General features: G+C 68.2%; 21 protein-coding genes. 6 read left to right on the plus strand and 15 right to left on the minus strand.

All coding sequences use genetic code 11. From position 1 onward, the window contains the following. Nucleotides 1-19: 19 nt before the first annotated feature. The 3 genes from AC1DZ6_RS01285 to AC1DZ6_RS01295 all read right to left on the minus strand — a co-directional run bounded on the left by AC1DZ6_RS01285 (nt 20) and on the right by AC1DZ6_RS01295 (nt 2,348). Nucleotides 20-505: a VOC family protein gene (locus AC1DZ6_RS01285; RefSeq protein ID WP_477095385.1), complete on the minus strand. Its 486-nt coding sequence runs from the start codon at nt 503-505 to the stop codon at nt 20-22. Nucleotides 506-515: 10 nt separating this feature from the next. Continuing rightward, nucleotides 516-1,352, minus strand: coding sequence for an oxidoreductase (locus AC1DZ6_RS01290; protein ID WP_477095386.1), 837 nt, complete (start codon nt 1,350-1,352; stop codon nt 516-518). A gap of 138 nt (nt 1,353-1,490) precedes the next feature. Next, nucleotides 1,491-2,348, minus strand: a complete 858-nt coding sequence (locus AC1DZ6_RS01295; RefSeq protein WP_477095403.1) for a TauD/TfdA dioxygenase family protein — start codon at nt 2,346-2,348, stop codon at nt 1,491-1,493. A 275-nt stretch (nt 2,349-2,623) separates the two neighbouring features. Here AC1DZ6_RS01295 and AC1DZ6_RS01300 point away from each other — a divergent pair, with 275 nt between their 5' ends. Genes AC1DZ6_RS01300 through AC1DZ6_RS01315 form a run of 4 tightly spaced genes read left to right on the plus strand, consistent with a single transcriptional unit; the run spans nt 2,624 to nt 6,661 of the window. Then, on the plus strand, nt 2,624-3,823 hold the full coding sequence (locus tag AC1DZ6_RS01300) for an aromatic ring-hydroxylating oxygenase subunit alpha (protein WP_477095387.1): 1,200 nt from the start codon (nt 2,624-2,626) through the stop codon (nt 3,821-3,823). Continuing rightward, a complete protein-coding gene (gene ygiD / locus AC1DZ6_RS01305) occupies nt 3,820-4,611 on the plus strand; it encodes a 4,5-DOPA-extradiol-dioxygenase (protein WP_477095388.1) in 792 nt (263 codons plus the stop codon). The genes AC1DZ6_RS01300 and ygiD overlap by 4 nt, the downstream gene beginning before the upstream one ends. Nucleotides 4,612-4,625: 14 nt before the next feature. Further along, complete coding sequence (locus tag AC1DZ6_RS01310; protein ID WP_477095389.1) at nt 4,626-5,702, plus strand: acetamidase/formamidase family protein; 1,077 nt, start codon at nt 4,626-4,628, stop codon at nt 5,700-5,702. An 8-nt stretch (nt 5,703-5,710) separates the two neighbouring features. After that, the gene (locus tag AC1DZ6_RS01315; protein ID WP_477095404.1) at nt 5,711-6,661 is read left to right on the plus strand and encodes a helix-turn-helix domain-containing protein; all 951 of its coding nucleotides are present in this window, start codon (nt 5,711-5,713) and stop codon (nt 6,659-6,661) included. Here the strand turns inward: AC1DZ6_RS01315 and AC1DZ6_RS01320 are convergent. The 6 genes from AC1DZ6_RS01320 to AC1DZ6_RS01345 form a co-directional block, all read right to left on the minus strand. Further along, nucleotides 6,658-7,371, minus strand: a complete 714-nt coding sequence (locus AC1DZ6_RS01320) for a phytanoyl-CoA dioxygenase family protein (protein ID WP_477095390.1) — start codon at nt 7,369-7,371, stop codon at nt 6,658-6,660. The genes AC1DZ6_RS01315 and AC1DZ6_RS01320 overlap by 4 nt on opposite strands. Nucleotides 7,372-7,462: 91 nt before the next feature. Continuing rightward, nucleotides 7,463-8,596, minus strand: a complete 1,134-nt coding sequence (locus tag AC1DZ6_RS01325) for an aldose epimerase family protein (RefSeq protein ID WP_477095391.1) — start codon at nt 8,594-8,596, stop codon at nt 7,463-7,465. Between the two features lie 131 nt (nt 8,597-8,727). Then, nucleotides 8,728-11,859, minus strand: coding sequence for a TonB-dependent receptor (locus AC1DZ6_RS01330; protein WP_477095392.1), 3,132 nt, complete (start codon nt 11,857-11,859; stop codon nt 8,728-8,730). A gap of 337 nt (nt 11,860-12,196) precedes the next feature. Beyond that, the gene (locus AC1DZ6_RS01335; RefSeq protein ID WP_477095393.1) at nt 12,197-12,715 is read right to left on the minus strand and encodes a hypothetical protein; all 519 of its coding nucleotides are present in this window, start codon (nt 12,713-12,715) and stop codon (nt 12,197-12,199) included. 8 nt (nt 12,716-12,723) lie between these two features. After that, nucleotides 12,724-13,164, minus strand: coding sequence for a MarR family transcriptional regulator (locus AC1DZ6_RS01340; protein WP_477095394.1), 441 nt, complete (start codon nt 13,162-13,164; stop codon nt 12,724-12,726). Continuing rightward, nucleotides 13,154-13,423: a hypothetical protein gene (locus AC1DZ6_RS01345; protein ID WP_477095395.1), complete on the minus strand. Its 270-nt coding sequence runs from the start codon at nt 13,421-13,423 to the stop codon at nt 13,154-13,156. Before AC1DZ6_RS01345 ends, AC1DZ6_RS01340 begins: the two co-directional genes overlap by 11 nt. 180 nt (nt 13,424-13,603) lie before the next feature. Between AC1DZ6_RS01345 and AC1DZ6_RS01350 the strand changes: the two genes are divergently transcribed. Continuing rightward, a complete protein-coding gene (locus AC1DZ6_RS01350; RefSeq protein WP_477095396.1) occupies nt 13,604-14,659 on the plus strand; it encodes a sensor histidine kinase in 1,056 nt (351 codons plus the stop codon). Beyond that, nucleotides 14,659-15,492: a LytR/AlgR family response regulator transcription factor gene (locus AC1DZ6_RS01355; RefSeq protein ID WP_477095397.1), complete on the plus strand. Its 834-nt coding sequence runs from the start codon at nt 14,659-14,661 to the stop codon at nt 15,490-15,492. Before AC1DZ6_RS01350 ends, AC1DZ6_RS01355 begins: the two co-directional genes overlap by 1 nt. 164 nt (nt 15,493-15,656) lie before the next feature. Here AC1DZ6_RS01355 and AC1DZ6_RS01360 read toward each other — a convergent pair whose 3' ends face one another. From AC1DZ6_RS01360 to AC1DZ6_RS01385, 6 genes are all read right to left on the minus strand, one after another. Then, entirely contained in the window at nt 15,657-15,935 is a 279-nt protein-coding gene (locus AC1DZ6_RS01360) for an HU family DNA-binding protein (protein ID WP_056447131.1), read from the minus strand. Between the two features lie 304 nt (nt 15,936-16,239). Beyond that, nucleotides 16,240-17,382, minus strand: coding sequence for a lactonase family protein (locus tag AC1DZ6_RS01365; protein WP_477095398.1), 1,143 nt, complete (start codon nt 17,380-17,382; stop codon nt 16,240-16,242). A gap of 142 nt (nt 17,383-17,524) precedes the next feature. Continuing rightward, a complete protein-coding gene (locus AC1DZ6_RS01370) occupies nt 17,525-20,317 on the minus strand; it encodes a TonB-dependent receptor (protein ID WP_477095399.1) in 2,793 nt (930 codons plus the stop codon). Nucleotides 20,318-20,533: 216 nt separating this feature from the next. Further along, a complete protein-coding gene (locus AC1DZ6_RS01375) occupies nt 20,534-20,737 on the minus strand; it encodes a hypothetical protein (RefSeq protein WP_477095400.1) in 204 nt (67 codons plus the stop codon). 51 nt (nt 20,738-20,788) lie between these two features. Further along, complete coding sequence (locus tag AC1DZ6_RS01380; RefSeq protein WP_477095401.1) at nt 20,789-24,556, minus strand: LamG-like jellyroll fold domain-containing protein; 3,768 nt, start codon at nt 24,554-24,556, stop codon at nt 20,789-20,791. Between the two features lie 71 nt (nt 24,557-24,627). Then, a partial coding sequence (locus AC1DZ6_RS01385) for a cation:dicarboxylate symporter family transporter (RefSeq protein WP_477095402.1) occupies nt 24,628-25,286 on the minus strand: 659 nt, incomplete at its 5' end.

Below are 25,286 nucleotides of genomic sequence, written 5' to 3' on the forward strand. Positions count from 1 at the left end.
GGGATGAGCGGATCTATAATTACTCCCGCGTGAAGCTCGCCGGGATCTCCGGGTTCGCCCCCGCCTTGCCCCACAGCAAAATCTCGTTGCCCCACGGGTCGCGGAAGGCGTGGTTGTAGCCGTTGAACTCGGCCCAGTAGTGGTCGCGCCACAGCAGCTGGGCGCCCAGTTTCACGGCCGTGCCCAGGATGCGGTCGGCGCTGTCGTCGTCGCTGATCAGCACCCAGATGCGCGGCTTGCGGCCTTCGGTCGACAGGCCGCGCGGTTCGACGCCGGCGGGCTCGGGGTGGGGACGGGCGTTGGCGGCCTTGAAGATTCCCAGGTGCAGGTTGCCGATCTCGCTGTCGGCGCCGTCGGGCTTCTTGAAGAAGCCGCCGGGCACCATGCGGTGGTACTCGCCCTGGGGCCGGGCGTCGTTCTCCCAGCCGAACACCTCGGCGTAGAACTTGCCCGCGGCGTCCGGGTCTTCCGAGGCCAGGTCGACGAAGATCAGGGTGTTGGTCACGGGCGGTCCTTTAAGCGAAGGGGCCGTCGGCGAAGCCGATCGACAGGGTCAGGTCTTTCCAGGCGTCGATGTCGGCCTGCAGGCCGGCGGCGGCGTAGCCGGCGTATTTCAGGGCGTCTTCGCCCAGCAGCAGATGCAGGGGCGGGGCGGCCTCGTCGGCGATGGTCAGGATGGCCTGGGCGGCCTTGGCGGGATCGCCGGGCTCGGCGCCGGCGTGGTCGGCCATGATCCGCTCGGCGTCGCGGGCCAGGCCGTCATAGTCGGCGATCTTGTCGGCGACGATGGCCTTTGAGCCGGTCGAGAAGCTGGTGCGCAGGCCGCCCGGGGCGACGTTGGTGACCTTGATCCCCAGTTCGGCGACCTCGGCGGCCAGGGTCTGGGTCAGGCCTTCCAGCGCCCACTTGCTGGCGCAGTAGATCCCGGTGCCGGCCCAGACCGCCAGGCCCGAGACCGAGGTGACGTTGATGATCCGCCCGGCCCGGCGCGCCCGCATGGCCGGCAGCACGGCCTTCAGCATCGCCAGTGGGCCGATGACGTTGGTCTCGAACTGGACGCGGACCTCGTCGAGCGAGGCTTCCTCCACCGCCCCGACCAGGCCGTAGCCGGCGTTGTTGACCAGGATGTCGATCTGGCCGGTGATCGACTCCGCGTTGGCCACGCCGTCGCGGACGGCCGCCTCGTCGGTGACGTCGAGGATCAGGGCGTGGCCGCCCAGCGCCCTGAAGGCGTCGGCGGCGTCGGCCTTGCGCACCGTGCCGACGACGGTGTCGCCGCGCGCCAGGGCCGCCAGGGCGATCTCGCGCCCGAGCCCGCCGGAAACGCCGGTGATCAGCCAGGTCTTGGTCATGTGTCGTTCCAACTCGTCACTAAAGTCGTCATCCCGGACAAGCGAAGCGCCGATCCGGGACCGCCGGAAGCGCGGCGCTCAGGCGTCGGTCCCGGATCTTCGCGCTGCGCGCTCGTCCGGGATGACAGGCCTTGTGAACTAGTAAGGCTTGTCGCCCTTCACCCACAGGCGGTGCATGGTCCGGAAGTACTTGGTGTCGTCGTACAACGTGCCGGTGTGCAGGGTGCAGCGGTTGTCCCACATCAGCAGGTCGCCCTTGGCCCACTTGTGGCGGTAGACGAAGTCGTCGCCGGTCATGAACGCCACCAGCTCGTCGATCAGGGCCAGACCCTCGGGGCCGGGCTTGCCGATCACCTCGGTCACCGTGCCGGTCGAGGGCCACAGGGCCTTGCGGCCGTCGGCGGGGTGGGTGCGGATCAGCGGGTGCTCGACGTCGGGATTGGCGGCTTCCAGCTCGGGCGACAGGTTCTGCTGCTGGCCGAACTGCCGGGTGGCCATGAAGTGCTTGTAGCTGTGGTGCAGGCTCAGCGGCAGCAGCTCGGCCTGCTTCTCCGGCGACAGGGCGTTCCAGGCGGCGCAGCCGTCGGCCAGCAGGGTGTCGGAGCCCTCGTCGGGCACCTCCACCGCATAGAGCATGGTCAGCATCACCGGCTCCGGCTTGTAGCTGTAGTCGGTGTGCCAACCGACGCCGTCGTTGTGGGCGCCGATTGGCTTGCCGTCCACGACCCGGTTGCTGAGGATGAAGATCTTCGGATAGCCGGGCAGGGTGAAGCGGGTCTGGGTGTGATCTTCCGGATCGCCGAACCGGCCGATGAAGCGCATCAGGTCGTCGGGCGTCATCGTCTGGCCGGGCACCACGACGGCGCCGTGGCGATGGAAGGCGGCCACGACCTTGTCGATCTCGGCGTCCGACGCGGACGGCAGGTCGAGGTCGTGGATCCGGGCGCCGAAGCCGGGCTTCAGTTCCGAGATCGTCAGGTCGTCGGCGAGCGTCATGTCCACGGGCGCGGTCCTTTGGAAGCTGTCTGGATCTGAACCTAGGCTTGCTCTTAAGGCGCGTCTTGTCCCTACGCGCCCGATCCCTTTCCGTGCGCGTCCTGCAAAGTTCTGGATGCGCGGACGTTGCGCGACTTTTGCTCATTTCCGCCCGAGAACCCGGCGGCGACGCCCGCGCTCCAGGCGATGGCCAAGTTATCGTGCGCGCTGGTGCAAGACCGGTGTGCGCGCCGCGCCTAGCCTTCGTATCGATCTGTCGAAGGAGCGCATCCGCCATGGGCCTCACGCCCGCCCCCCATTTGAATGACGCCTTCTTCGACGGCCTGTCGCGCTCGATGCTCGACGTCGACGCGGCCGAGACCCTGCCGCCGGCCTGCTACACCGACGCGGCCTTCTACGACTTCGAGAAGGAGGCGCTGTTCAATCACGAATGGCTGTGCGTGGGCCGCGTCGATTGGGTGAAGGAGCAGGGCGACTACTTCACCACCACGATCATCGGCGAGCCGATCATCGTGACCCGCAATCGCTCCGACGAGATCAAGGCGATGTCGGCGGTGTGTCAGCATCGCGCCATGCTGGTGGCCGAGGGGCGGGGCAACACCCGCGGCTTCGTCTGCCCCTATCACCACTGGGTCTATTCGCTGAACGGCGACCTGGTGAACGCGCCCGCCATGGAGCGCACCTGCGACTTCAACAAGAAGGCCATCAAGCTGCCGACCTTCAAGGTCGAGGTCTGGCTGGGTTTCATCTTCATCAATTTCGACGAGGCCGCGCCGCCCCTGGCCCCGCGCCTGACGGCGGTCGAAGACGCCATCGCCAATTTCGACCTGTCGAACGCCGAGGGCCTGAGCCCGCCGATGACCGGCCAGTTCGCCTGGAACTGGAAGGTGATGTTCGAGAACAACAACGACGGCTACCACGCCAACAAGCTGCATCGCGGCCCGCTGCACGACTTCATCCCCAGCGAGCTGTGCAGCTTCCCCGAGGCCGCCGAGGGCGACGCCGGCTTCCTGCGCTACAACGGCACCACCCATGCCGACGCCAGCTTCAACCCCACCCAGAAGGCGGTTCTGCCGATCTTCCCCAAGCTGTCGGACGAGGACCGCAACCGCGCCACCTTCGCCAACATCCCGCCGACGCTGTCGCTGGTGATGACCAGCGACATGGTCATCTACCTGATCCTGCGCCCGACCGGCCCAGAGACTATGGAGCAGGACACCGGCATCTTGGTCGCCCCCGGCGCCACCGAGACGCCCGGCTTCGAGGAACGGCTGGAGATGATCATGACCTCGGCGGGCAAGATCATCGCCCAGGACATGCACGTCGACGAACTGGTCCAGGTGGGGCTTCGCTCGCGGTTCGCGGTGCGCGGTCGCTACTCCTGGCAGGAGGGCGCTCAGGTGCAGTTCAACCGCTGGCTCACCCCACGCTACCAAAAGGCCTGGGCGGCTGTGAAAGAAGGAGCCGCCGCATGAGCCGGACGCCCGTCGTCTTCTTCGGTCACGGCAGCCCGATGATCGCCCTGGAGACCAACGACACCACCAAGACCTGGAAGGCCATGGGGGCGACGTTCGGCAAGCCCAAGGCCATCCTCTGCATCTCGGCCCACTGGTTGACCCAGGGCGTCGGCGTCACCGCCATGACCGCCCCGCGCACCATCCACGATTTCGGAGCTTCCTTCCCCAAGGCCTTGTTCGACGTGCAGTATCCGGCTCCGGGCTCGCCCGAACTGGCGGCGCGGGTGCGGGACCTTCTGGCGCCGCAAACGGTGACGCTGGACCAGCAGGCCTGGGGCCTGGACCACGGAACCTGGTCGGTGCTGAGCAAGGCCTACCCCGACGCCGACGTGYCGGTGGTCCAGCTCAGCATGGACGCGACCAAGCCGCCGGAATGGCACTTCGAGCTGGCCAAGCGCCTGGCGCCCCTGCGCGACGAGGGCGTGCTGATCATCGGCACCGGCAACATCGTCCACAACCTGCCGGCCATGAACTGGGGCGAGCGTCACTGCGCGCCCTACGACTGGTCCCAGCGGTTCAACGACTACATCAAGCAGGCGATCGTCGACGATGCGCCCGAGCGGGCGGTGAACTTCGCCTCGCAGGGCCAGGACGCCGCCAAGTCGGTCCCGACCCCCGACCACTACTGGCCGCTGCTCTATGTGCTGGGCGCGCGCCTGCCCGGCGACGTGGCCAGTTTCGCCCCTGACCACATCGAGCACGGCTCGCTGAGCATGACGTCCGTCACGCTCGCCGCCGCCACCTGACCGGAGACACCTGGATGCCCTTCATCTGCGAACCCGGCCAGACCCGTCCCGACGTCCTGCCCGGCGCCCTGCACACCCTGAAAGCCACGCCCCAGACCATCCACTGGGGCTATTTCGACCCGTCGATCAAACCGTCGTTGCGCATCAAGAGCGGCGACCTGGTCAGCGCCGAGGCCATCACCCACCACGCCGGCGACGCGCCCGACCTGATGATGGACGAGGCGGTCACTCGGATCTTCACCGAGGTCCCCGAGGACGACCGCAATCCCGGCGTCCACATCATGACCGGCCCGATCTACGTGGAGGACGCCAAACCCGGCGACGTGCTGGAGGTGCGCTACCTGCGCATGGTCCCGCGCAACAACTACGGCTCCAACCTCGCGGCCAACTGGGGCTATCTCTACAAGGAGTTCGGCGAGAAGGAGCGGGTGACGATCTACGAGCTGGATCAGAACACCAACACCGCCAGCGCCCTCTACGCCTACGACTTCGAAGGCAAGTACCTGATCCCGGGGACGATCACCAACTGCCCCGAATGCGACCGCCAACCGGCGCTGGGCGGGGTGCGGGTGGCGGCCCGTCCGCACCTGGGCACGGCCGGCGTGGCGCCGGCCGTCGACGGCCGGGTCAGCACCATCCCGCCCGGCGCCCACGGCGGCAATATCGACAACTGGCGGATCGGAGCGGGGGCGACGATGTACTACCCCGTCCAGGTCGAGGGCGGGCTGTTCTCGATCGGCGACCCTCACGTGTCGCAAGGCGACGGCGAGATCTCCGGCACGGCCATCGAGAGCTCGCTGAACGTCCTGATGCAGATCGTCCTGCGCAAGGACTTCGTCTCGCCCGGCCCGCTGCTGGAGACGCCAAAGTACTGGATCGTCCATGGCTTCGACGAGGATCTTAATGTCGCCATGCGCGACGCCTCGCTGAACATGTTGACCCTTCTGTCCGATCACGTCGGGCTGTCGAAGAACGACGCCTATTCGCTGATGAGCGTGGCCTCGGACTTTGGCGTCACCCAGGTGGTCGACGGCAAGCAAGGCTGCCATGTGCGCATCCCGCGCGACATCTTCCCCAGGATGAAGGGCTAGTGGGCTCCATGAAGGCCTGGTCGTTCAGCACCGACAGCCATCCCCGCTCGGAGCGGGCGCAGGCCTGGCGTGAGGCGATGAGCCTGCTGGGCCTGCCGATCGAGGGCCTGTCGGACGCCGAGCCGGCCAGCGCCTCGGTGGTGTGCCTGACCTCGCCCCTGGGCATCGAGTTCGCCCTGGTCGAGGCCGGCGCCCAGGCGATCTCCGGCCGCCTGTCGGGCCAGCCGGCGGCGGTGTGGCTGGCGGTGCTGCTGAGCGGCGAGGCGACCCTGGTCACCGACGACCTGGCCGACGAGTTGACGCCCGGCGACATCGCCTACGGTCCCACCGGCCAGGCCGCGGCCCTGCGGCTGGAGACCCGCTGTCGGCTGATGTTCGTCCGCGCCCCGCGCGTGGCGCTGGACCATCGGCTGATCACGCCGGTCAGCTTGCGGGTCGGACGGCTGCAGGCGGCTACCGGCGTGGCCCACATCCTGTCGGGCCTGCTGCGGGCCACGGCCGATGGGCTGGAGGACTTGACCGTCGACCAACTTCGCCCGGTCGAGCTGGCCCTGACCGAGTTCCTGGCCATCTGCCTGGTCGAGGGCGGGGCGGCCAGCGACGTGCTGGGCGCGGGGGCCGGCGCCCCGACCGCCCACCTCCAGCGCCTGTGCCAGACCATCGAGACCCTGCTGCCCGACCCGGACCTGGACCTGCGCCGGGTGGCCGACGAGGAGGGGGTCTCGCCCCGCTACGTCCAGAAGCTGTTCGCCAGCGCCGACGAGACCTTCAGCCACTATCTGCGCACTCGACGGCTGGAACGCTGCCGCACCGACCTGGCCAGCCCGCAGCATGCGCGGCTGTCGATCTCCGAGATCTGCTTCCGCTGGGGCTTCAACGGCTCGGCCCACTTCAGCCGGGCGTTTCGCGACCAGTACGGCCTGTCGCCGCGCGAGTTCAGGCAAGGGGCTGCGGCTTAGCCCAGCGGCTCCAGGACCGCACCGCGGGCCGCGAGAACGAAAACCTCGCTGTTGTCCATGCGCACGTTGCGGAGGGCGCGAGAGGCGTCCTGGCCTGCCCGATCGGCCTCCGGCATGAAGCTCACCAGCAGTGACCGTCGCCGTTCGCCGGAGCGGTTGCGGGTCGCTCCGTGCAGCAGGTCGGCGTCGAACACCAGGATGTCTCCGGCCTCGCCCGCCAGGGTCAGCGCCAGGGCCTCGTCCGGCGCGCGGCCCGAGTCTCCCGGATCGAGATGGCGCGGGACCACGCGGGTGGCGCCGTTGTCCGGCCCGTAGGGGTCCAGGAAGACCAGGGCGGCGACCGCGTTCAGGCCCGCGCCGTCGCGATGTAGGGGCTGATGGCCGCCGTCCCGCAACGGCTCGCGGCCCTCGACCTGGCTGAGGAAGAAGGGACCGCCCAGCATCTGTCCCGCCGCCGCCAGCAGGGACGGCAAGCGGCAGGCGCGCCGCACCGTGGGATCCAGATCGACCAGGGCGTGGCGCCAGCCGGGGCCTCGGGGCGGGGCTTGTCGGTCATAGGTCCCGACGCCGGCGTCGAAGGCCTTCCGCAGGGGCTCGCGCCACGCCTCTCGGAGGGCGCCCCGCAGCAGCAGATAGCCGTCGCGGCCCAGGGCTGCGGCTTGCTCCGCCTCCGGCGGGGCGACCTTGGTGGGCGTCAGGAGATCGCTCATGGCGCGAGCCTAGCAACCCCGGGTTCCTTTTGAAGCGGAAAAGGCGTCCACTTTTCATCCGCTCATCCCGGCATTCGCCGGGATGAGCGGATTATTTGGAAACCCCGAACCGGAACTCGGTCGTCTGCTTGAACGTCTGCCCCGGCCGCAGCACGGTCGAGGGAAAGTTCGGGTGGTTGGGACTGTCGGCGAAGTGCTGGGTCTCAATGGCCAGGCCCGCGCCTTTTTCCAGTCCCCGGCCGTCGGGCGTCTTCAGGGTTCCATTGAAGCTGTTGGCGGTGAACAGCTGGACGCCCGGCTGGGTGGTGCGAACCTCCAGGGTGCGGCCGCTGGCGGGGTCGGCCACGCGCATCGCCGGCGCCAGCTTGCCGCGCCCGCCGCCGTCGACGACGAAGTTGTGGTCGAAGCCGTTGGCGAACTTGATCTGCGGATCGTCGGCCGTGACCCGGTCGCCCAGGCGAACGGGCTTGCGCAGGTCGAGCGCCGTGCCGGCCACCGGAACGATCTCGCCGGTCGCCAGCTTGCGGGCGTTGATCGGTGTGTAGGTCTGGGCCAGCACCTGGGCGGTCTGGTCATAGACGGTCCCGCCGCCCGCCAGGTTGAAATACACGTGGTGGCTGAGATTGATTACCGTCGGCTTGTCGGTGGTGGCGCGATAGGCGATGCGCAGGGCGTTCTTGCGGGTGACCGTATAGGTCACGGCCACCTTCAGCGTCCCCGGATAGCCGCCTTCGCCGTCGACCGCCGTGTAGGCCAGGATCACGCCGGCCTCGCCATGGCGCTTGAACGGGGTTCCCGTCCACAGCCGCGTGGAAAAGCCGGTGGGGCCGCCGTGCGAGGAGACGCCCTCGGCGCTGCTGGGCAGGTCATAGCGGACGCCGTCGATCGAGAAGCCGCCGTTCGAGATCCGGTTGGCGTAGCGGCCCAGCAGCGAGCTGAAATTGGCCCGCGCCTCGTAGGTCTTCAGGTCGGCCAGCTCGAGGACGACGTTTTTGCTCTCGCCCTTGCGGTCGGGGACTTCGACATCCGTGATGACGCCGCCATAGGACAGCACCTTGACGGTCATGCCGTGATCGTTCTTCAGGGTGAAGACCTCGACCGGGGCGCCGGCGGCGGTGACGCCGTAGGGCGCGCGGGTCGCGGTGGCGGCGAGGGCGGGATGGGCGACGGACACCAGGCCGGCGGCGACGAGCAGGGCGAGCGTCGTGTTCGTTGCCAAGGCCATGGTTTCCTTCCCAGGTCGCTCGTGTCGAGCTGTTATGGAAACCGGTGTCAGCCAAATGGCGGGCGAGATCAAGAGGCCGCTTCCGGCGGATCRGAAACGGCCTCCCGGTTCAGGCCTGGGGGGACTTCGGCCTAGAACTGCCAGTCAAAGCCCAGGCGCACCGAACGCGGCGTCTGGTAGGCGCGGACCTTGCCGTAGGTCGCGCTGGGCAGGCCGCTGCCCGTCTCGCCGAACTCGTCGTAGTCGGTGCCTCCCGACAGGTTGAACAGGTTGAAGATGTCGGCCCGCAGCACTAGGCCGCTGTCGCCCTGGCTGCCCACGACCGGCATGACCGGCACGTACTTGGCCGGGACGGTGTAGCGCATCGAGATGTCGAACCGGGTGATCCAGTCGCTCTCGAACGACGTGCCCCGGTTGACCAACTGGCCGCTGCAGAAGCGGGCGTTGGCGCCGCTGGCGTTGGCGTCCGAGGCGTCCGGCGTCGAGCCGATAGGAGCCAGTCCGATACAGCCGTACTTGCGGGGCGACAGCACCGACAGGTTGCCGCCGATCAGCAGGTCCTCGACCACCGCGTAGGATCCGAAAAGCTTGATCTGGTGCCCCCGGTGATTGGGCAGCAGGCCGTAGGTCCCGGGGATGTAGGCCATGCGGTCGAAGTCGACGGTGATGCCGGCGTCCGTCTGGCCGTTGTCCGAACGGGCCGCGCCCTCGAAGTTGCCCTTGGATTCCGACRGCACGTACGAGCCGCGCAGGCCCCACTTGCCGTCGAACTCGCGATCGAAGTTGAACTCCACGCCCAGATATTCACGCTTGGCCTTGGGGAAACCCATCTGCGCGGCGCTGATGGTGATCGTTCGGGCGGTGGTCTCGCCCGGCAGGTTGCCGGCCAGCTTGACCTTCACGTCGCTGCCCGGGTTGATGATCAGGAACTGGTGGGTGCCGTTCCAGACGTCCGCGCAGCCGGTCTTGGCGGCGTTGGTCTGGGCGAAGCCGTTGGCCGAGCACCAGACGCGAACGGCGTAGTCCATGACCGTGTCTTCGCTGACCCGCCCGAGATTGCGGTAGGTCACGTTCACCCCGGCCTTCCACAGGGCGTTGAAGCGGTGCTCGTAGCCGGCGATGTATTCGTCCTGATAGGTGGACTTCAGGTTCAGGGCGGACACCTCGTCGGCTTGAGGCGAGATGCCGTTGTTGCGGATGAAGCAGGCGATGGTTCCTGGGGCCGCGATGCTCTTCAGCGCCGGGGTGCAGGGGTCGAGGTTGGTGTCCGTGTTGGGCCAGGTGACCTGGGGGCCCAGGCCGCCGATCGGCTTGCCGGTCAGGGGATCGTAGGTGAAGGCCGCGCCCGCTCCGCCGACCGGCAGGAAGAATTCGGACACGTCGATCGCCGCCGACGCCGCGCGGAAGGCGGTGTTGGACGCCACCGGCAGGTAGGTCCGGCCATAGGAGCCGTACAGCTTGTCGGTGCGCGCGCCGAACAGGTCGTAGGCGAAGCCCAGGCGCAGGGCGACCTCGTTGTCGAACGACGAGAACACCACGCCGCTCGGGTTGGACACCGAGAACTGGTCCTTGCGGACGCCCAGGTTCAAGGTCAGGCGATCCGACACGTCCCAGGCGTCCTGGATGTAGAAGGCCCGGTTCTTGCCGTTATAGCCGCCGCCCGTCTCGAAGCGCCGGACCTCCAGATATTCCTGGTTCGGCGCGATGGCGCCGCCCTGGGCCCCGGTGCTTCCCGCCTTGCGATAGATCCAGTTGCGGTCGCCGTTGCGCACGGTGAACTGGGTCAGCAGGGTCTTTTCCTCGTCGAAGCCGCTGCGGATGTGGTGATCGCCCAACAGCTTGAAATAGAGGTCGACGTCGGCGCGATAGAACTCGCGATTGGCCAGGGACGGCACGGTCATCGAACTGGCGGTCTGGCGGCTGACCGTCACCGCCGTGCCCGTCCGGGCGTCCTGCACCAGGGACTCGTTCGGCAGGTCGCCGACCGCCTTGTTGTCGACCTCGCTGCGGCCATAGGCGGCGGACACGGTCAGCCAGTCGGTGAAGGTGCCGGTGTAGCGGGCCACGTAGTTCTCGCCGCCCTGGTAGAGGCTTTCGGCGCTGGCGCGCTGGGGCAGGATCTGGTCGTCGGCCAGGGTGTACTGATAGCTGTCGCGCTTACGCTTGCGGCTGGTGTCGAAGTAGGTGAACTCCAGGTGCTGGCGGTCGGTGACGTAGGCGTCCAACTTGAAGGCGTAGAACGGATCGGCCGTGCGGTCCTGGGTCACGCCGCTGCGCACCGCCCCGGCCGCCGTGTTGTTGGTGGCGTTCTGCACCCTGAGGTCCTGGAACGTGGCCAGGCCGTAGAAGAACAACCGGTCCGGGATGATCGGGCCGCCCGCCTCGACGGTGAAATTGTTGTCCGTGCGCTTGGCCAGCGAATTGCGGGCGATCGTGGTGTTGGGCATCTTTTCGCGCAGGCTGTTCGGCTCGTAGTTGCCGTGGACCGCGAAGGTGAAGTCGTTCGAGCCTGACTTGGTCACCGCGTTGATCATCGCGCCGGTGCCGCGTCCGAATTCGGCGGGATAGCCGCCGGTCTTGACCTCGACCGACTTGTAGAACTCGAACGGCACGACCGCCGCGCCGATGCCGTTGACGAAGTTGGTGATATTCAAGCCGTTGATATAGAACACATTCTCGCCGACCGACGCGCCGCCGACCGCCGGTTGGGACTGGCCCTGGACGACGAAGTTGTTGCTGGAGTCGCCGGGGATCGCCGACGGAGCCAACAGGACCAGGGCGGTGACGTTGCGGGCGATCGGCACCTGCTTGCTCAGGGTCTCGACATCGACCACCAGGCCCGTCGTGGTGCCGGCGAAGTCCAGTTGCGGATTGGCCGTGCCGGTGACGATCACCTCCGAGACCGACGCGCCTTCCTCGGCGATCGTGAAGCCGAAATTGGCGGTCGAGCCGACGGTGACGCGGACGTTGGGATTGTTGACCGTCTGGTAGCCGGCCTTGCTGATCGAGACCGAATAGCCGCCCGACGGGATCAGGGCGATGCGGAAGCGGCCGTCGGCGTCGGTGGTCAGGTCCCGCTCGAAGCCTTGGGCCAGGGACTTGACCTTGATCGCGGCGCCGGCCACCGGCGTGCCGCTGGCGTCGGCCACAGTGCCCGCCAAGGCGCCGGAGCTGTAGTCCTGGGCCAGGGCCTGGTGCGGCGTCAGGCCGATCAGGATCGCCAGCCCCGTGGGCGCGGCGACCGAGGCCAGGCCAGCCGCCATGGTGGTGGCCAGAAGCCGCAGCCGACGGGACTGGAATCGTCGATTGGATGCGCTGGAATTCGCGGACATGTAACCCCCTGTTCGTGGATGCGAAGAGCTTTCGCGATGCCTTCAGACAGCGAACTGTGGGGTTCAAGGTCAATAGAGTTCGGGTTGATTATTGAAATACCGTAATGTTGTCACAGAGTAGACACGGTTGAATTTAAGTACTTGTCGGTAAGTATATTTGAAATTCCGAATAACTGATCGATTATATGTTCGAATTTCGACGCACCAAAGCTCTCACCGGCGAAACCGGTGAGAGCTGAAACGGCTTCGAAGCGAGCTGACGCGTCGGTCAGGCGATGGGCTGGGGCGCGGAGGTCGAGCCGGGAGGGATGGGTGAAAACATCGCGCGGGCCGCGAACAGCGCGATGGGCAGACCGACGCCGAACATGTGGATGGTCACGCCGCCCACCAGCACCTCCAGAGGCGGAAACGGCTTGGGGCCGAACCGCAGCAGCAGGACCACGTAGTTCATGACCAGGTAGCAGCCGATCCCGTAGAGCGGTCCCCACAGCCAGGGGCGCCGGTTCAGCGCGGGGAGCGCCCGACTGGCGGTGACGTAGACCGCGGCCATGACCAGGGCGATGCCGACGTGGAGCAGGGCGCCAAGGGCCGCCGTGGCGGCTCCGCCCTGATAGGCCGGTTTGCCCAGAACGCCGCTGGCGATCGAATGCAGGATCCTGAACGGACTGGCGCCGCGCAAACCGAAGAAGATGAAGGCGTAGGTGATGTCCAGCAGGGCCGCGGTCAGGCCGCCGCCCAGGATCGCCGCCAGCGGGCCGATCTCGGTTGTCCGGGAGGATAGTCGCATGAGGCCTCTCAAAGGGAGCGCGTGGCGCGGGCGGGGACGGGTTCGCCCTCGTCGGGTGGGACAGGGGACGGAGTGGCGGGCAGGGCGATCGGCGTCTGGGCGGCGATCAGCTGTTCGATGCGCTCGACCAGGGCCTGGCCGCGCGGCGACAACCGCAGCAGCCGTTCGCGCGGATCGACGAGGCTGACCACGCAGTCCAGCAGGTCCAGGGACGGCGGCAGCGGCCGGTCGATCGCCGGTCCCGCCAGGGCGCGCGCCACCCGCGAGGCCCCGGCGTCGGTCAGACCGCAGGCCAGGCCCAGCTCGGTGACGTTGATGCCCGGGTTCTCGGCGACATAGAGGAAGGCCCGCACGCTGGTCAGGCTGATGGCGGGATGGATCCGCCGGAAGCTCTCCAGCGCGGCCAGCACGGCGTCGCGCCGGCGGATGCGGACCACCTCAGCTGTCATGATAGACCGCCAGCACGCGGGGGCGGGTCTTGTATCGGCGCGGGGCGGCGGCTTCGCCGGTCTTGGCCTCGCCGGCCAGCCTGGGCCGCAAATGATGGAAGGTGAAGGCCGCGGTGGCGTATTCGGCGCGGACGACCTCGAGCAGGGCCTCGGCCCGCCGCTGGTGGTCGGCCGCCTCGACATAGTCCAACGCGGAGACCTCGATGGTGATCTGCGCGCGCAGGGTCAGCATCGGGATGTCCTTGGCGCGCGCGCTCATCTGGCTGCCTCCGTGAGCATGGACTCTGGCCTGCCGATCTTGCCAGCCGAGGCCGGCTTGTCAGGCGTCGGGAGACCAACGGTCGGCGTTCTGCTGCGAGCCGCGCGGTCGTCTGCCAACGGCGCCGCTCTGTCTGCGAACGGCGCTTTGCGCGCGGGCCGCCAGCGGCGACAATGGGCCATGACGTCGACGCCGTCCGCGCAACAGCAGACCCGGACCATCCTGATCGCCACGGCGGGGGTCTGGGTGCTGGCCTACGCCGCCATGACCCTCAGCTGGGTCAGCGCCAAGGCCCCGCACTTCTGGGACGGCGCGTTCCGCCGGGCGGTGGTCTGCCTGATCGGCGCCCTGATGTGTCAGGCCATGGGACCGCTGCTGCTGCGCTCGACGCCGTGGCCGTTCGTGCGACGCCTGGCCCTGGTCGCCGGCCTTTCCCTGGTCGGCTCGCTGGTGTTCGGCGTGGTCGACTACACGGTCTATTGCGCGATCCTGCCGCGCTGGCCGGAGTCGACCTTCTGGGGCGTGATGCTGATCGGCCGCACGGTGTTCTGGTTCTTCGCGGCCTGGTCGGCGATCTTCATGGCCGTGCACGCGGACCTGGCGGCCCGAGAGGCCCGGTTCAAGCTGGAGGCGGCGCGGGTGCTGGCCACCGAGACCCAGAACCGCATGCTGCGCTACCAGATCAGCCCGCACTTCCTGTTCAACACCCTCAACGCCCTGGCGACCCTGGTGATGGAGCGCCAGAACGACCGCGCCGAGCAGATGATCCTGGGCCTGTCGGGCTTCCTGCGTCGCTCGCTGGAGCGCGACGTGCGCGAGATGGTCACCCTGGCCGAGGAGTTGGACGGCGAGCGGCAGTATGTGGCGATCGAGCAGATCCGGTTCGGCGAGCGTCTGCGCTATGTCGAGCGCGCGCCCAAGGTCCTGACGGACGCCCTGGTCCCCAACCTGATCCTGCAGCCGATCATCGAGAACGCCGTCAAGCACGGCCTGGCGCGCAGCAGCGAACCGATCGTCATCGAGGTGGTCGCCGCCCATCGCGACGGCCGGATGTCGATCACGGTCACCGACGACGGCGTCGGGGCGGTCGGCGGGCCGCCGGGCTTGGGCGTGGGGCTGGAGAACGTCCGCCGGCGGCTGGAGACCCGCTACGGCGACCAGGCGAGCCTGACCTGCGGCTCGCGCGAACCTCGGGGCTTCCAGGTGCGCCTGGATCTTCCGCTGGAGCGCGCGTGATGAGCGACGAGGCGCTGACCGTCCTGCTGGCCGACGACGAGCCGCTGGCGCTGCGCCGCCTGCGCCGGCTGACGGCCGAGGTCGAGAACGTGCGGATCGTCGCGACGGCCACCGACGGCGACCAGGCCCTGGCCCTGGCCCGCGAGACCGCGGCCCAGGTGGTGATCATCGACATCAAGATGCCCGGCCTGGACGGGGTCAGCGTGGCCCGCGCCCTGGCCGGGCCTGCCAATGGGTCACAGGAGGGGCCGGTGGTGATCTTCGCCACCGCCTTCGACCGCTACGCCATCCAGGCCTTCGACCTGGCGGCGGTGGACTATCTGCTCAAGCCGTTCGACGGGGCGCGGGTGGCCGAGGCCCTGGCCCGGGCCCGGGCCCAGATCCGGGCGCGCGACGCCGAGCAGCGGATCGGCGAGCTGCGGGCGATCGTCCAGGACCTGAGGGCCGAGGGGCGGGGCGCGACGACCCGCTTCGAGACCGAGCTGTGGATCGACGGACGGGGCGGGGCCCAGCGCGTGCTGATCCGCGACCTCGACTGGATCGAGGCCGAGCGCGACTATGTCCGCCTGCACGTCGGCACGCGCAGCTATCTGATCCGGGATTCGATCCGGGGCCTGGTCGAGCGGCTGGACCCCGAGGCCTTCGTGCGCATCCACCGCTCGGCGGTGGTGCAGCGCGATCGGGTGTCCCAACTGGCGCCGCGTCCGGGCGGCGGGCTGACGGCGGTGCTGTCGACGGGCGCGCGGCCGGCGGTGGGCCGCAGCCATGCGGCGGCGGTGCGACGACTGTTTCGCGGGACGTCGGGACGAGCGCGAACGTCCGAGCCGCTTTAGATCTGAATGTCTTGGAGGAGGCAGCGGGGCGAAGCCGCCGCGTCGGACGCCAGGGGCGGTCCGGAAAAGCCGCGTCGGTCGAGCCGACGGGCGGGGCGCTTCAGGCTTTCGCGCTGGAAGGCCGGATGAGCGGCCGGTGGTGAGACCGGCCGCTCGCCGAGGGATTAGCCGTTGACGGCGTCCTTCAGTTGCTTGGCGGGCGTGAAGGCGACCTTCTTGCTGGCCGCGATCTGGATGGCGGCGCCCGTCGAAGGGTTGCGGCCGGTACGGGCCGGCTTGGCCTGGACCTTGAACTTGCCGAAGCCCGGGATCGAGACTTCTTCGCCCTTCACGGCGGCATCGGTCAGCGACTTGAAGACGCCGTCGATGATGGCCTTGGCTTGAGTCTTGGTCAGCTTGTCGTCGGCGGCCACGGCGGCGTCGACCAGATCCGAAACGTTCATAAATCAGCTCATCTGCTGGAATCAAAAGAGAGCCAACCCTGCCGGGCTGAACGCGCTTTGTCACCTCATCATGGAAACAAGAGTTAACGCGGCCGTGGGGCGAGGGGTGGCGCGCGGTAGGTTGCCGAAAACTCCCGCCATATCAACCCACTAAAGGAACGAAGCGAAGCGCGGCTCCGTCAGGGGCGGAGCGTCGGCGCTCGCGCGAGCCGATTGTGCATCTGCGAAGAAACGCGGTGAATCCTGAAAATCAGCCTCTCAAGCCGCTCGGGAGAGAATCGCGGCGGCGATCCGCGAGGTCTCGCTAAGGCTCGGCGGTGCGGATCGCGGCGGGCCCCGCGGGCATGGCCAAGCTCGCTTCATGGCGCAATTTCCGGCCGTCGAAGGCRAAGGCTTCGACCGTCTGGCCCACCATGCACTGCACCAGCAGACGGTGGGAGTCGCGCGACCAGGCCACGCCCTGACCCCAGCCGCCGACCGGGGCCTCGGTCACCTTGACCAACCGCCGACCGTCGATCCGCCAGACCTGCACCAGCCCCTTGAGGTGATAGCCGGGCGCCTTGACCGAGAGGTTGGAGCCTTCGTTGACGCTGACCGCCACGTAGCGGCCGTCGGGCGACATTTTCAGACCCTCGGGGGTCAGGCCGACCGAGACGGTGTCGACGACGACGGGAACGGCCGGAGCCAGGTCGATCAGGCTGACGGTGTCGACGTCGCGGCCGCCGCCGCCGATGTTGCCCGACACCGCGAACCGGCGCGGCCCGTCGGTGTCGATCTGGTAGGGCCGCAGGCCCGCCGCCAGGCTGACGGGCGTCAGGGTCACGCGCGCGCCGTCGATGGCCAGCTGGACGATCCTGTGGTCGTGATCGCGCGACACCAGGGCCCGGCGGTCGCCGTCGAAAAAGATGACCATGGCCGGTGAGGAGTCCGGGTCGCCGACCTTGAGCTTGCCGGCCGGGGTGACGACGCCTCGGGCCAGGGTGAAGACGCTGACCGTGCCCTCGGCGCGGTTGGCGACCAGGGCCAGGGTTCCGGCGCGGTTGATCGACACCCCCGACRCGCCGGCCCCGGCGTGCAGGGTGGCGGTGACCTTACGGGTCTTCAGGTCGATCACGCTGACCACGTCGTCCGGCACGATGGCGGTCGGGTTGGCGGGATCGATCTTGCGGGCCGAGGTGACCAGGGCGAACGATCCGTCCGGCGCCACCGCGACGCTGGACGGCGGGCCGATGACGCTGGTCGGGACCGCCACCTCGCCGACGATGCGGGGCGGCGAGGCCGACAGGTCGATCAGCGACACGGAGTCTGGAAGTGGATTGGCTGGCACCACCTGGGCGCCGTCGTCCAGCACCTGCTTGCCGTCGTTGGCCGAGACCGCGATCTGGGCGTGGCCCGCGCCGGCGAGAACCAAGGCCAGGGCGGCGGCGAGGAGAGGGCGTGAGAGCATGCGGTGATCCTGACCGTGCGCGGCGCGGCGCGCCAGGGTGTCCAGACAACAAAGCGCGCGGACGCCGGGAGGGACGTCCGCGCACCTCTGCTGTCGATGCGCGGCGGGGACAAATCCGCCGCGCGATCGCTTCATCCGGGAGTTAGTAGGTGTAGCGAACGCCCAGAATGAACTCGCGACCCGTGTGGTGGTAGAACGAGGACCGGTCGGCGACGGAGTCGTTGAACTGGTCCTGGTATTCGTCGGTCAGGTTCACCCCTTCCAGGGTGATCTTGAAGTTGTCGTTGACCGTGTACTGCAGCGACGCATCGACGTTCAGCGTCTCGGTGGTGCCGTCGGCGTTGGTGCCGGCTTCCGAACCCGGCACGCGGGTCAGGTAGCTGTCACGATAGGACGCCGACGCGCGGGCGCTCCACTTGCTGTCCTCGTAGTAGATCGTGGCGTTGTACGAGCTGGGCGACAGGCCGGTCAGGTTGGCCGTGGCCACCACCGCGCCGGCGCCGTTCAGATAGTTGATCGACGATTTGACGTGGGTGTAGTTCAGCAGCACGCCGGTGTGGGTCAGGAAACCCGGCAGGAAGGTCAGGGGCTGCTGGTAGTTCAGCTCGTAGCCCGTCAGGTCGCCGCCGGGGGTGTTGCTGGGCACGGTGAATTGCCACTGGGCGCTGGGGCTGCAGCCGTTGGTCGTGCCGCAGGCGGCGATGGCCACGCTGTCGGGCAGGCCGAACGGGTTGCCGGTGAAGGTCGAGTTGGTCTGCAGCGTCTGGACGAAGCTGCCGATCTCCTTCTTGAACACCGCCAGCGACAGCAGGCCCGACTGCTGGAAGTACCATTCGAACGACAGGTCGTAGGCCTTGGCCCGGAACGGGTCGAGGTTGGGGTTGCCGGCGCTGACGCTGCGGCCGGCGCCCGAGACGCTGATCGTCGCGCCCGGCGTCAGGCTGCCCAGGTCGGGCCGCGACATCACCTTGGCCGCGCCGAAGCGGATCAGGAAGTTGTCGATGGGCTCGTAGACCACGTTCATCGACGGCAGGGTGTCGCTGTATTCGCGCGACGCCTCGATCGCCACCGGCGCGCCGCTGACATAGGTGTAGCCGTTCGAGTCCTGCTTGGTCTTGACGTAGCGAACGCCGAAATTGCCCCGCAGCGGACGGCCGCCGACCTCGGTGTTGAAGTCGGCCTGGACATAGCCGCCCAGGTCCTTCTCGTTGACGCCGCGGTTGTTGCCGAGGGCCGGCTCCTTGCCCAGCTTGAACGTGCCGCCATAAGCCGTCTGGTCGTAGAGGCTGAGCGCGTCGGCCGCCTTCCGGACGTCGGGGATCAGCACGTCGACGCCGGCGAAGCTGGCGATCTTGCCGTAGGTCGCACGATCGATGGCGGCCAGGGCGGCCGGCACGGTCGGCTCGAGGTTGGTGCTGGTGCCGTTCGAGCGCCGCAGCTCGGTGGTCTCGAACTTGTATTCCTTGTAGGCGCCGCCGGCGCTCAGCTTGAAGATGCCGATATTGTCCCAGGAGCCGTCAATCTGGGCGACGTCGTAAGTGTTGACCGCGGTCTGCGGACGTTCGCGGATCTGGGTCAGGACCCACTTGCTGGGATCGGTCAGGGCGGCGTTGCCGTAGCCGATCACCGGCAGGTTGCCGCCGCTGTAGTCGTAGGAATAGCCCTGGACGTTGAACTGGTCGAACTGGACCGTGGTCTGGATCGGGTTCTGGTGGTCCGACTTCGAATGGCCGACCAGGCCGACGATCTTGATGTCGTCGGTGATCTGCTGCTCCAGGTTCAGGCCGAACTGGGTGAACTTGGTGTCCAGCTCGTCGAAGCGGTTCTCGACCCGCAGGTCGACGTTGTCGAACTTGCCGGCGATCATCGTGTTGTTGCTGTCGATGGTCGACGAGACCACGTGGGTCTGGGCGATGCCGCACGAGGTGGCGACATTGGCCGCCGTGCAGGCCCCGCCAACGCTGAACGACGGCGCCTCGAGATACTGCTCCTCGCGGGTGCCCTTGAAGTCGGCATAGAGGGCGTCGAAGCTCAGCAGGGTCTTGTCGGTCGGCTGCCATTGCAGCGACAAGGTGCCGCCCAGGCGCTCCTGGTCGTCCGCGTAGTTGTCGTAGCGCGGGAAGCGCGGGTGGAAGGCGGCGTTGTTGGCGGCGGCCGCCGGGTTGGCCGTCGTGGGCAGGCCCGCGCCGTTGGGCAGGGCGTCGAAGCCCGGCGAGAAGGCGTTTCCGGTCGCCCAGCGCACCGTCGAGGCGCCCACGTCGTCCAGCTTGCGCTTGGTGTAGGCCACCGACAGCAGGGCGCCGAACGTGTCGTCCTTCCAGGTGTTGGAGACCATGAAGGCGCCGCGCGGATTGGTCGACTTGGCCAGGTCGTTGTAGCTGGCCTGGGCCGAGCCCACCATCTTGAAGCCGTGATAGTCGAAGGCGCGGGCGGTGCGCAGGTCCACGGTCGCGCCMAGCGAGCCTTCTTCCGTGGCCGCCTCGGCGGTCTTGCGCACGGTGATGGCGCTGAAGAGGTCGGAGGCGAAGACGTTGAAGTCGAACGAGCGGCCGCGGTTGATGCCGCCGCCGGCGTCGGAGCCGCCCCCGGTGGTCAGGGCCTCCATGCCGTTGATCCGCACGCGGGTGAACTGGGGACCCAGGCCCCGCACCGAGATCTGGCGACCCTCGCCGCCGTCGCGCGCCAAAGCCACGCCCGGGATGCGCTGGATGGATTCCGAGAGGTTCAGATCGGGGAACTTGCCGATGTCCTCGGCCAGGATGGAGTCGACGGCCGCTGACTCCTGGCGCTTGACGTTCAGGGCCTTGGCGAGGCTGGAGCGGAAGCCCGTGACGACCACTTCCGACACCGCGTCCTGGTTGTCGGCGGCGGGCGCGGGCGCCTCCTGCCGCGCGGCGGCGGGGGTAGCGGCGAGGCCGAGGCAGACGGCGGCCATGGACGCGCTCGCCAACCACACGCGGCGTTGAACTGTAGACATGGAATTTTCCCTCCCGACGGGACTTGTCTCGACCGTGCTCGGTCTTGTTCTCGGGAAGGGGCGGCGCTGTCCGGTGTTCGGAGCGGCTGCGGAACCTCGTCCCGCCAGGAGACTAGGAGCCGACGGCGGCGCGCCGCCAATGCCGTTCTGGAACGCGTTGATGCCGGTCCGGCATCACGCCGCGCGGGACAGCAACCGTTCGTAGCGCTGGAGGATGCGCTCAAGCGTGGAGCGCTTGATCGGCTTGCCGTCGCGCAGCTTGGTCCAGGTGGTTTCGCTGATCGCGTAGCAGTCGAACAGGTGCTCGCGCGTCACGGCGGGCAGTCGGGCGCGCAGGCGCTGGACGATGTCGCGAGGTACGGTGAGGGTTTCGGCCATGGGCTAAGCAACGCCCCCGGAGCGCGTCCGCTCCGGGGTCTCCAAGCTAAATCAAGGGGCTGTGACGGTGTTGTTGAGCTGGGTGATCTCCGGCGCGCCGGCCGGGGTGAGGATGCGGACGCGGTAGCCGGCCTTCCAGCCGGCTTTCAGCGCGACCTGAACGGTTTTGGGTTTCAGGTCCAGCGGGGCCRGCAGGACGGGGGTGGTCGTCCGCGCCAGCTCCTTGCCCGAGGCGTCCTCGACCACGACGACCGAGGCCGGCGCGGGCTTGGCGCCCAGGCTGTGGACGGTGACCGTCAGTCCCGACTTGCCGGCCTTGACGTCGTCCCGACCGATGCCGAGGTCGGCGCGTTCGGTCACGGGAACGGCGGCGGGGGTCTGCAAGGTGAACTCCCAGGTCGTGGTCTTGCCGGGCGCGAAGGTCACGTCCAGGCCGGTAGTGCGTTCGAACGCCACTGAGGAGGCCGGCTCGCCGGCGCCTTCGACGGCCCGGGTGACGGACCACTGGCCGGCCGCGATGTCCCACCCGGTCATCACCGCGTGCAACGGCTGGCCGCTCAGGTTGTAGCCGGTGACCTTGAAGCTTTTCTGTCCGCCAGTGACCAGGATGCCGACGTCCTCGGCTGCGGTCGGCGTGTCGAACCGCCAGCTGACCAGGTGGCCGGGGAACATCTGGTTGCGGCGCAGGGCCATGCCGCCGAGCCGCGAGCGCTGCAGGATGTCGCTGAACAGCTCCACCCGGTCGCTCCACCAGTGAGCGTCGGTCATCATCCACATCCGCTGTTCGGCGGTGGTGATCTCGTCGCCATAGACCTTTTCGAGATAGGCGGTGTCGCCGGTCGAGCGCCAGGCTTCGTAGAGCAGGAACGGATCGTCGGAGCCCTTGGCGAGCTGCGCCTTGATGATCGGCGTGGCCTGGTCGCGGATGCCCAGCATGTCGATGACGTCGCTGTTCAACTCCTCGATGCCGCGGCCGCCCTGATGGGCGATCTGGCCCTTCAGCGGACGCAGGTACTTCTCGTCGCCGGTCCAGCGCCAGGCGGCCCAGAACAGCTGCATGGCTGAGACGTTGCCGCGACCCTTGCCGGTCAGTTCGCCGCGCGACTGGCCGGTGGCGGCGTTGATGTCCTCCGGATAGCGCCAGGTCCCGTCCGGATCCTGCTTGCCGTGCGCCAGATGGCCGTCCGCCAGGTCGGTGATCAGCTTGCGCAGGGTCGGATCGCCGTTGAAGTCGGCGATCAGCATGCCAGGGTGCAGGATCAGGTACGAATAGGGATGCGACCAGCCCCACGGGCCGTCGCGCGAGACGTCGGTGGCCGAGAAGAAGCGGCTGAGGACGTGGACGTGGCCGTCCTCGCCCTTGTTGGCCACGATCGGATAGGCGCGAGCCGTCTCCATCATCCGCTCGACGACCTTGGGGTCGCCGTAGCTGGTGTACATGGCCTCGGCCTTGAGGTTGATCGCCTCTTCGTACGAGTGCAGCTCGTCGGTCTTGATCTTCGACAGGCCGTTCGGGATCATGTCGTTCTTGTAGGCCGCGTCGAGCAGGGCGTTCAGCGAGGCGGTGGTCTTGTCGGGGATGTCGCCCATCAGGGCCAGGGGCGGCCACTGCTGGGTCAGGTCGTCGTCGTCCGAGATCCCGCCGCCGAAGTCGCCATAGGCGTCCTGGCGGTGGTCGATCCACCACTCAATGAACTTGCGCACCCGCTTGAGGTCCTCGACCTGCAGGAACGCCCACTTGGGCACGCCGGCCGGAGCGGTCGGCAGGGCGACGGTCGGGCCCGGCTGCTCGGGATTGAGCTCGAACCACATCTCGCGGCCATGCTGGTTTGTGGGATCGACACGCAGCAGGTCCGACAGCTCCAGGTCCAGCCGCGCATAGCGGGCCAGGCGCTTGGAGACGTCGTGCTCCTCGACCAGGAAGGCCAGGTTGTCGCGGGCCTGGACCAGGCGGTCGGCGACGTGCTCGGCCTTGGCGTCGGCCGCAGGCTTGAACTTCAGGCGCACGGCCATGCCGTCCAGCTGCTTGGCGTCGAAGTCGGCGCCGGCCCCGGCGAGGCTCAGATACAGGCTCTTGCCTTCGGGCAGCAGCCGGTCGCGGGTGTCCAGATAGACCGTGCGGGCCTCGCCCGGCTTGACCGAGACGTTAACGTCCAGCAGGTCGCGGCCCGGCCACAGCGGGTCCTTGATCTTGATGTTCAGCGGGAACAGGCCGCCGTGGGTGGCCTTGACCTTCAGGGCGGGGATGTCGATCGCCACGCCGTCCAGGCCGACGTCGGCGCCTTGCCAGCCGTACTGGAACTTGCCGACCGGACCGCCGGGGCGGTTCTGGCGGAAGTCGGCGGGGATCAGCACGTGGACGATCGGCTGGCCGGGAGCGGCGCCGGCCTCGGCGCGGGGCTTGCTGGGCGCGGAGGCGGGCAGGGCGGTGACGATGGTCCGCTCGCCGGCCGCGTACCGGCCCTTCACGAAGGTCGAAAGCTCGTCCAGCGACGGGTAGGTGGCCGGATCGACGCCGGGGCGCACCACGTAGCTGAGGGTGAACTCGTCCGGCTCGGCGGCGGCGGTGACGTTGTAGACCGCCAGCTCCTGGATCGGGGTTTCCTGCACCAGGTTGTCGAACCGCAGCTTGCCGCCCTTCAGGGCCGCGAACTGGTTGAAGGTGCGCAGCTCGCCCTTGGCGCGCCTGGCCAGAGGGGCTTCCTTGCCGGCCGCATCGATGGTGGTCAGCGCGCCGTAGGCCGCGCCCTGGAACTCCAGGCGGTTATAGGGCTCGTCGGGCAGGGTGAAGGTGATCGCCTTGCCGCCTTCGACATAGACGTTCCAGTCGGGCAGCTCGAAATAGTCGTGGCGGCCGGGCAGCTTGGAGCGGTTGTAGACGCCGGGCCAGGTGGTGTCGGCGATGCCGTCCGAGCCCAGGTCCATGCGTTCCTTGAGGTCGTACTGGTCGGWGAACTCGACCTTGCGGATCACGGTCCTGGCGTCGGCCAGATAGGGCGGCGGGTCGGCCGGGCGGTTCCAGCCGTAGCGGTAGAGCCAGGTCTTGGCCTCGGTGGTCGCCGCGGCCGGGGCGGGGTCCTTGCCGGCGGCCAGGCCGGCGACGGCGGCGTCGTCCAGGGCGCGGTCGTAGACGCGGATGTCGTCGACGTCGCCGCCGCGGATGAACTGATAGGCGCTCTGCACCTGGTGTGGCGAGATCACCCGGCTGTGCGGGCCGAACTGGTCCAGGCCCGCGTCGAGGGCGGCGGCCTGAGCCTTCGAAGCAACCGGCTTGCCGTCGATATAGAGGGCGATGCCCTTGGCCTCGTCCCAGGTGAAGGTCACCAGGATCCACTGGTCGGGCTTGGGCGGCGCGGCTGTGGTGCTGACCCGGACGCGCGAGAGATTGTCGTCGGTGACGAAGGCGTCGAAGCCCTTGCCGTTCCAGTCGATACGCAGCCAGGCCATGTCCCAGCTGGTGTGGTCGGCGTAGCCGACGCGGAACAGCGGGAAGGGCGTGGGGCCGACCGGATCGCGGGCTCGCCAGTAGAAGCTGAGCGTGCCGCGCTGGGCGTAGATGTTGCCTGGGGCCATCCAGCTGAGCGTCTCGTCGCCGGCCGCTTCGATATAGGCGCCGTGGACGGGGTCCTTCTGGATCTTGACCTTGTCAGCGAAGTTCGGAGCGGCCACGCCGCCGGCGACGTCCGCCGTCAGGCCCTTGTCGCCCGTCAGGCGGAACAGCAGGCCGCTGTCATCCGCAGCGTTGGCGAGAGCGGGAACGACGGTCAGCGCGGCCGAAAGCAGCAGCGCGGCCTTGAGGGTGTGTCTTACGCGGGCCATTCGCCCCTCCCTGGAATTCGCTCGTTTCGAGTCTTGTATGGAAACCGGTGTCATTCAAAGCCACGCTAAGATCAAGACGTTGCAGGTTTGTTTCGGGCCGCAAGAGTCTCGCGCGCCTTGTCCATGTCGAGCGCGCCGTCCCATTTGGCGATGGCCACCGTGGCGACGCTGTTGCCGATCAGGTTGGTCACGGCGCGGGCCTCGTTCAGGAAGCGATCGACGCCCAGCAGCAGGACCAGGCCGCTGACCGGGACGGCGTGCAGGGTCGACAAGGTCGCCGCCAGGGTGATGAAGCCGGCCCCGGCCACGCCGGCCGAACCCTTCGAGGTCAGCAGCAGCACGGCCAGGATCACCAACTGATCGGCCAGACCCAGGTGAGTGTTGGTGGCCTGGGCGACGAACACCGTGGCCAGGGTCAGATAGATGCAGGTGCCGTCGGCGTTGAAGGTGTAGCCGGTCGGCAGGACCAGCCCGACCACCGGCTTGGCGCAGCCCAGGTCCTCCAGCTTCTGCATCAGCCGGGGCAGGACGGCCTCGGTCGAGCAGGTGCCCAGCACCACGAAGATCTCCTCGCGGATGAAGCGCAGGAAGGCCCAGAACGGCAGGCCGACCGAGCGCATCACCCCGCCCAGCACCACGACCACGAAGAACAGGCTGRTGACGTAGAGGGCGATCAGCAGGTGGGCCAGCGACCACAAGGTGCCGATCCCGTACTTGCCGATCGTGAAGG

The sequence above is a fragment of the Caulobacter sp. P1_B12_2 genome (assembly GCF_056406675.1).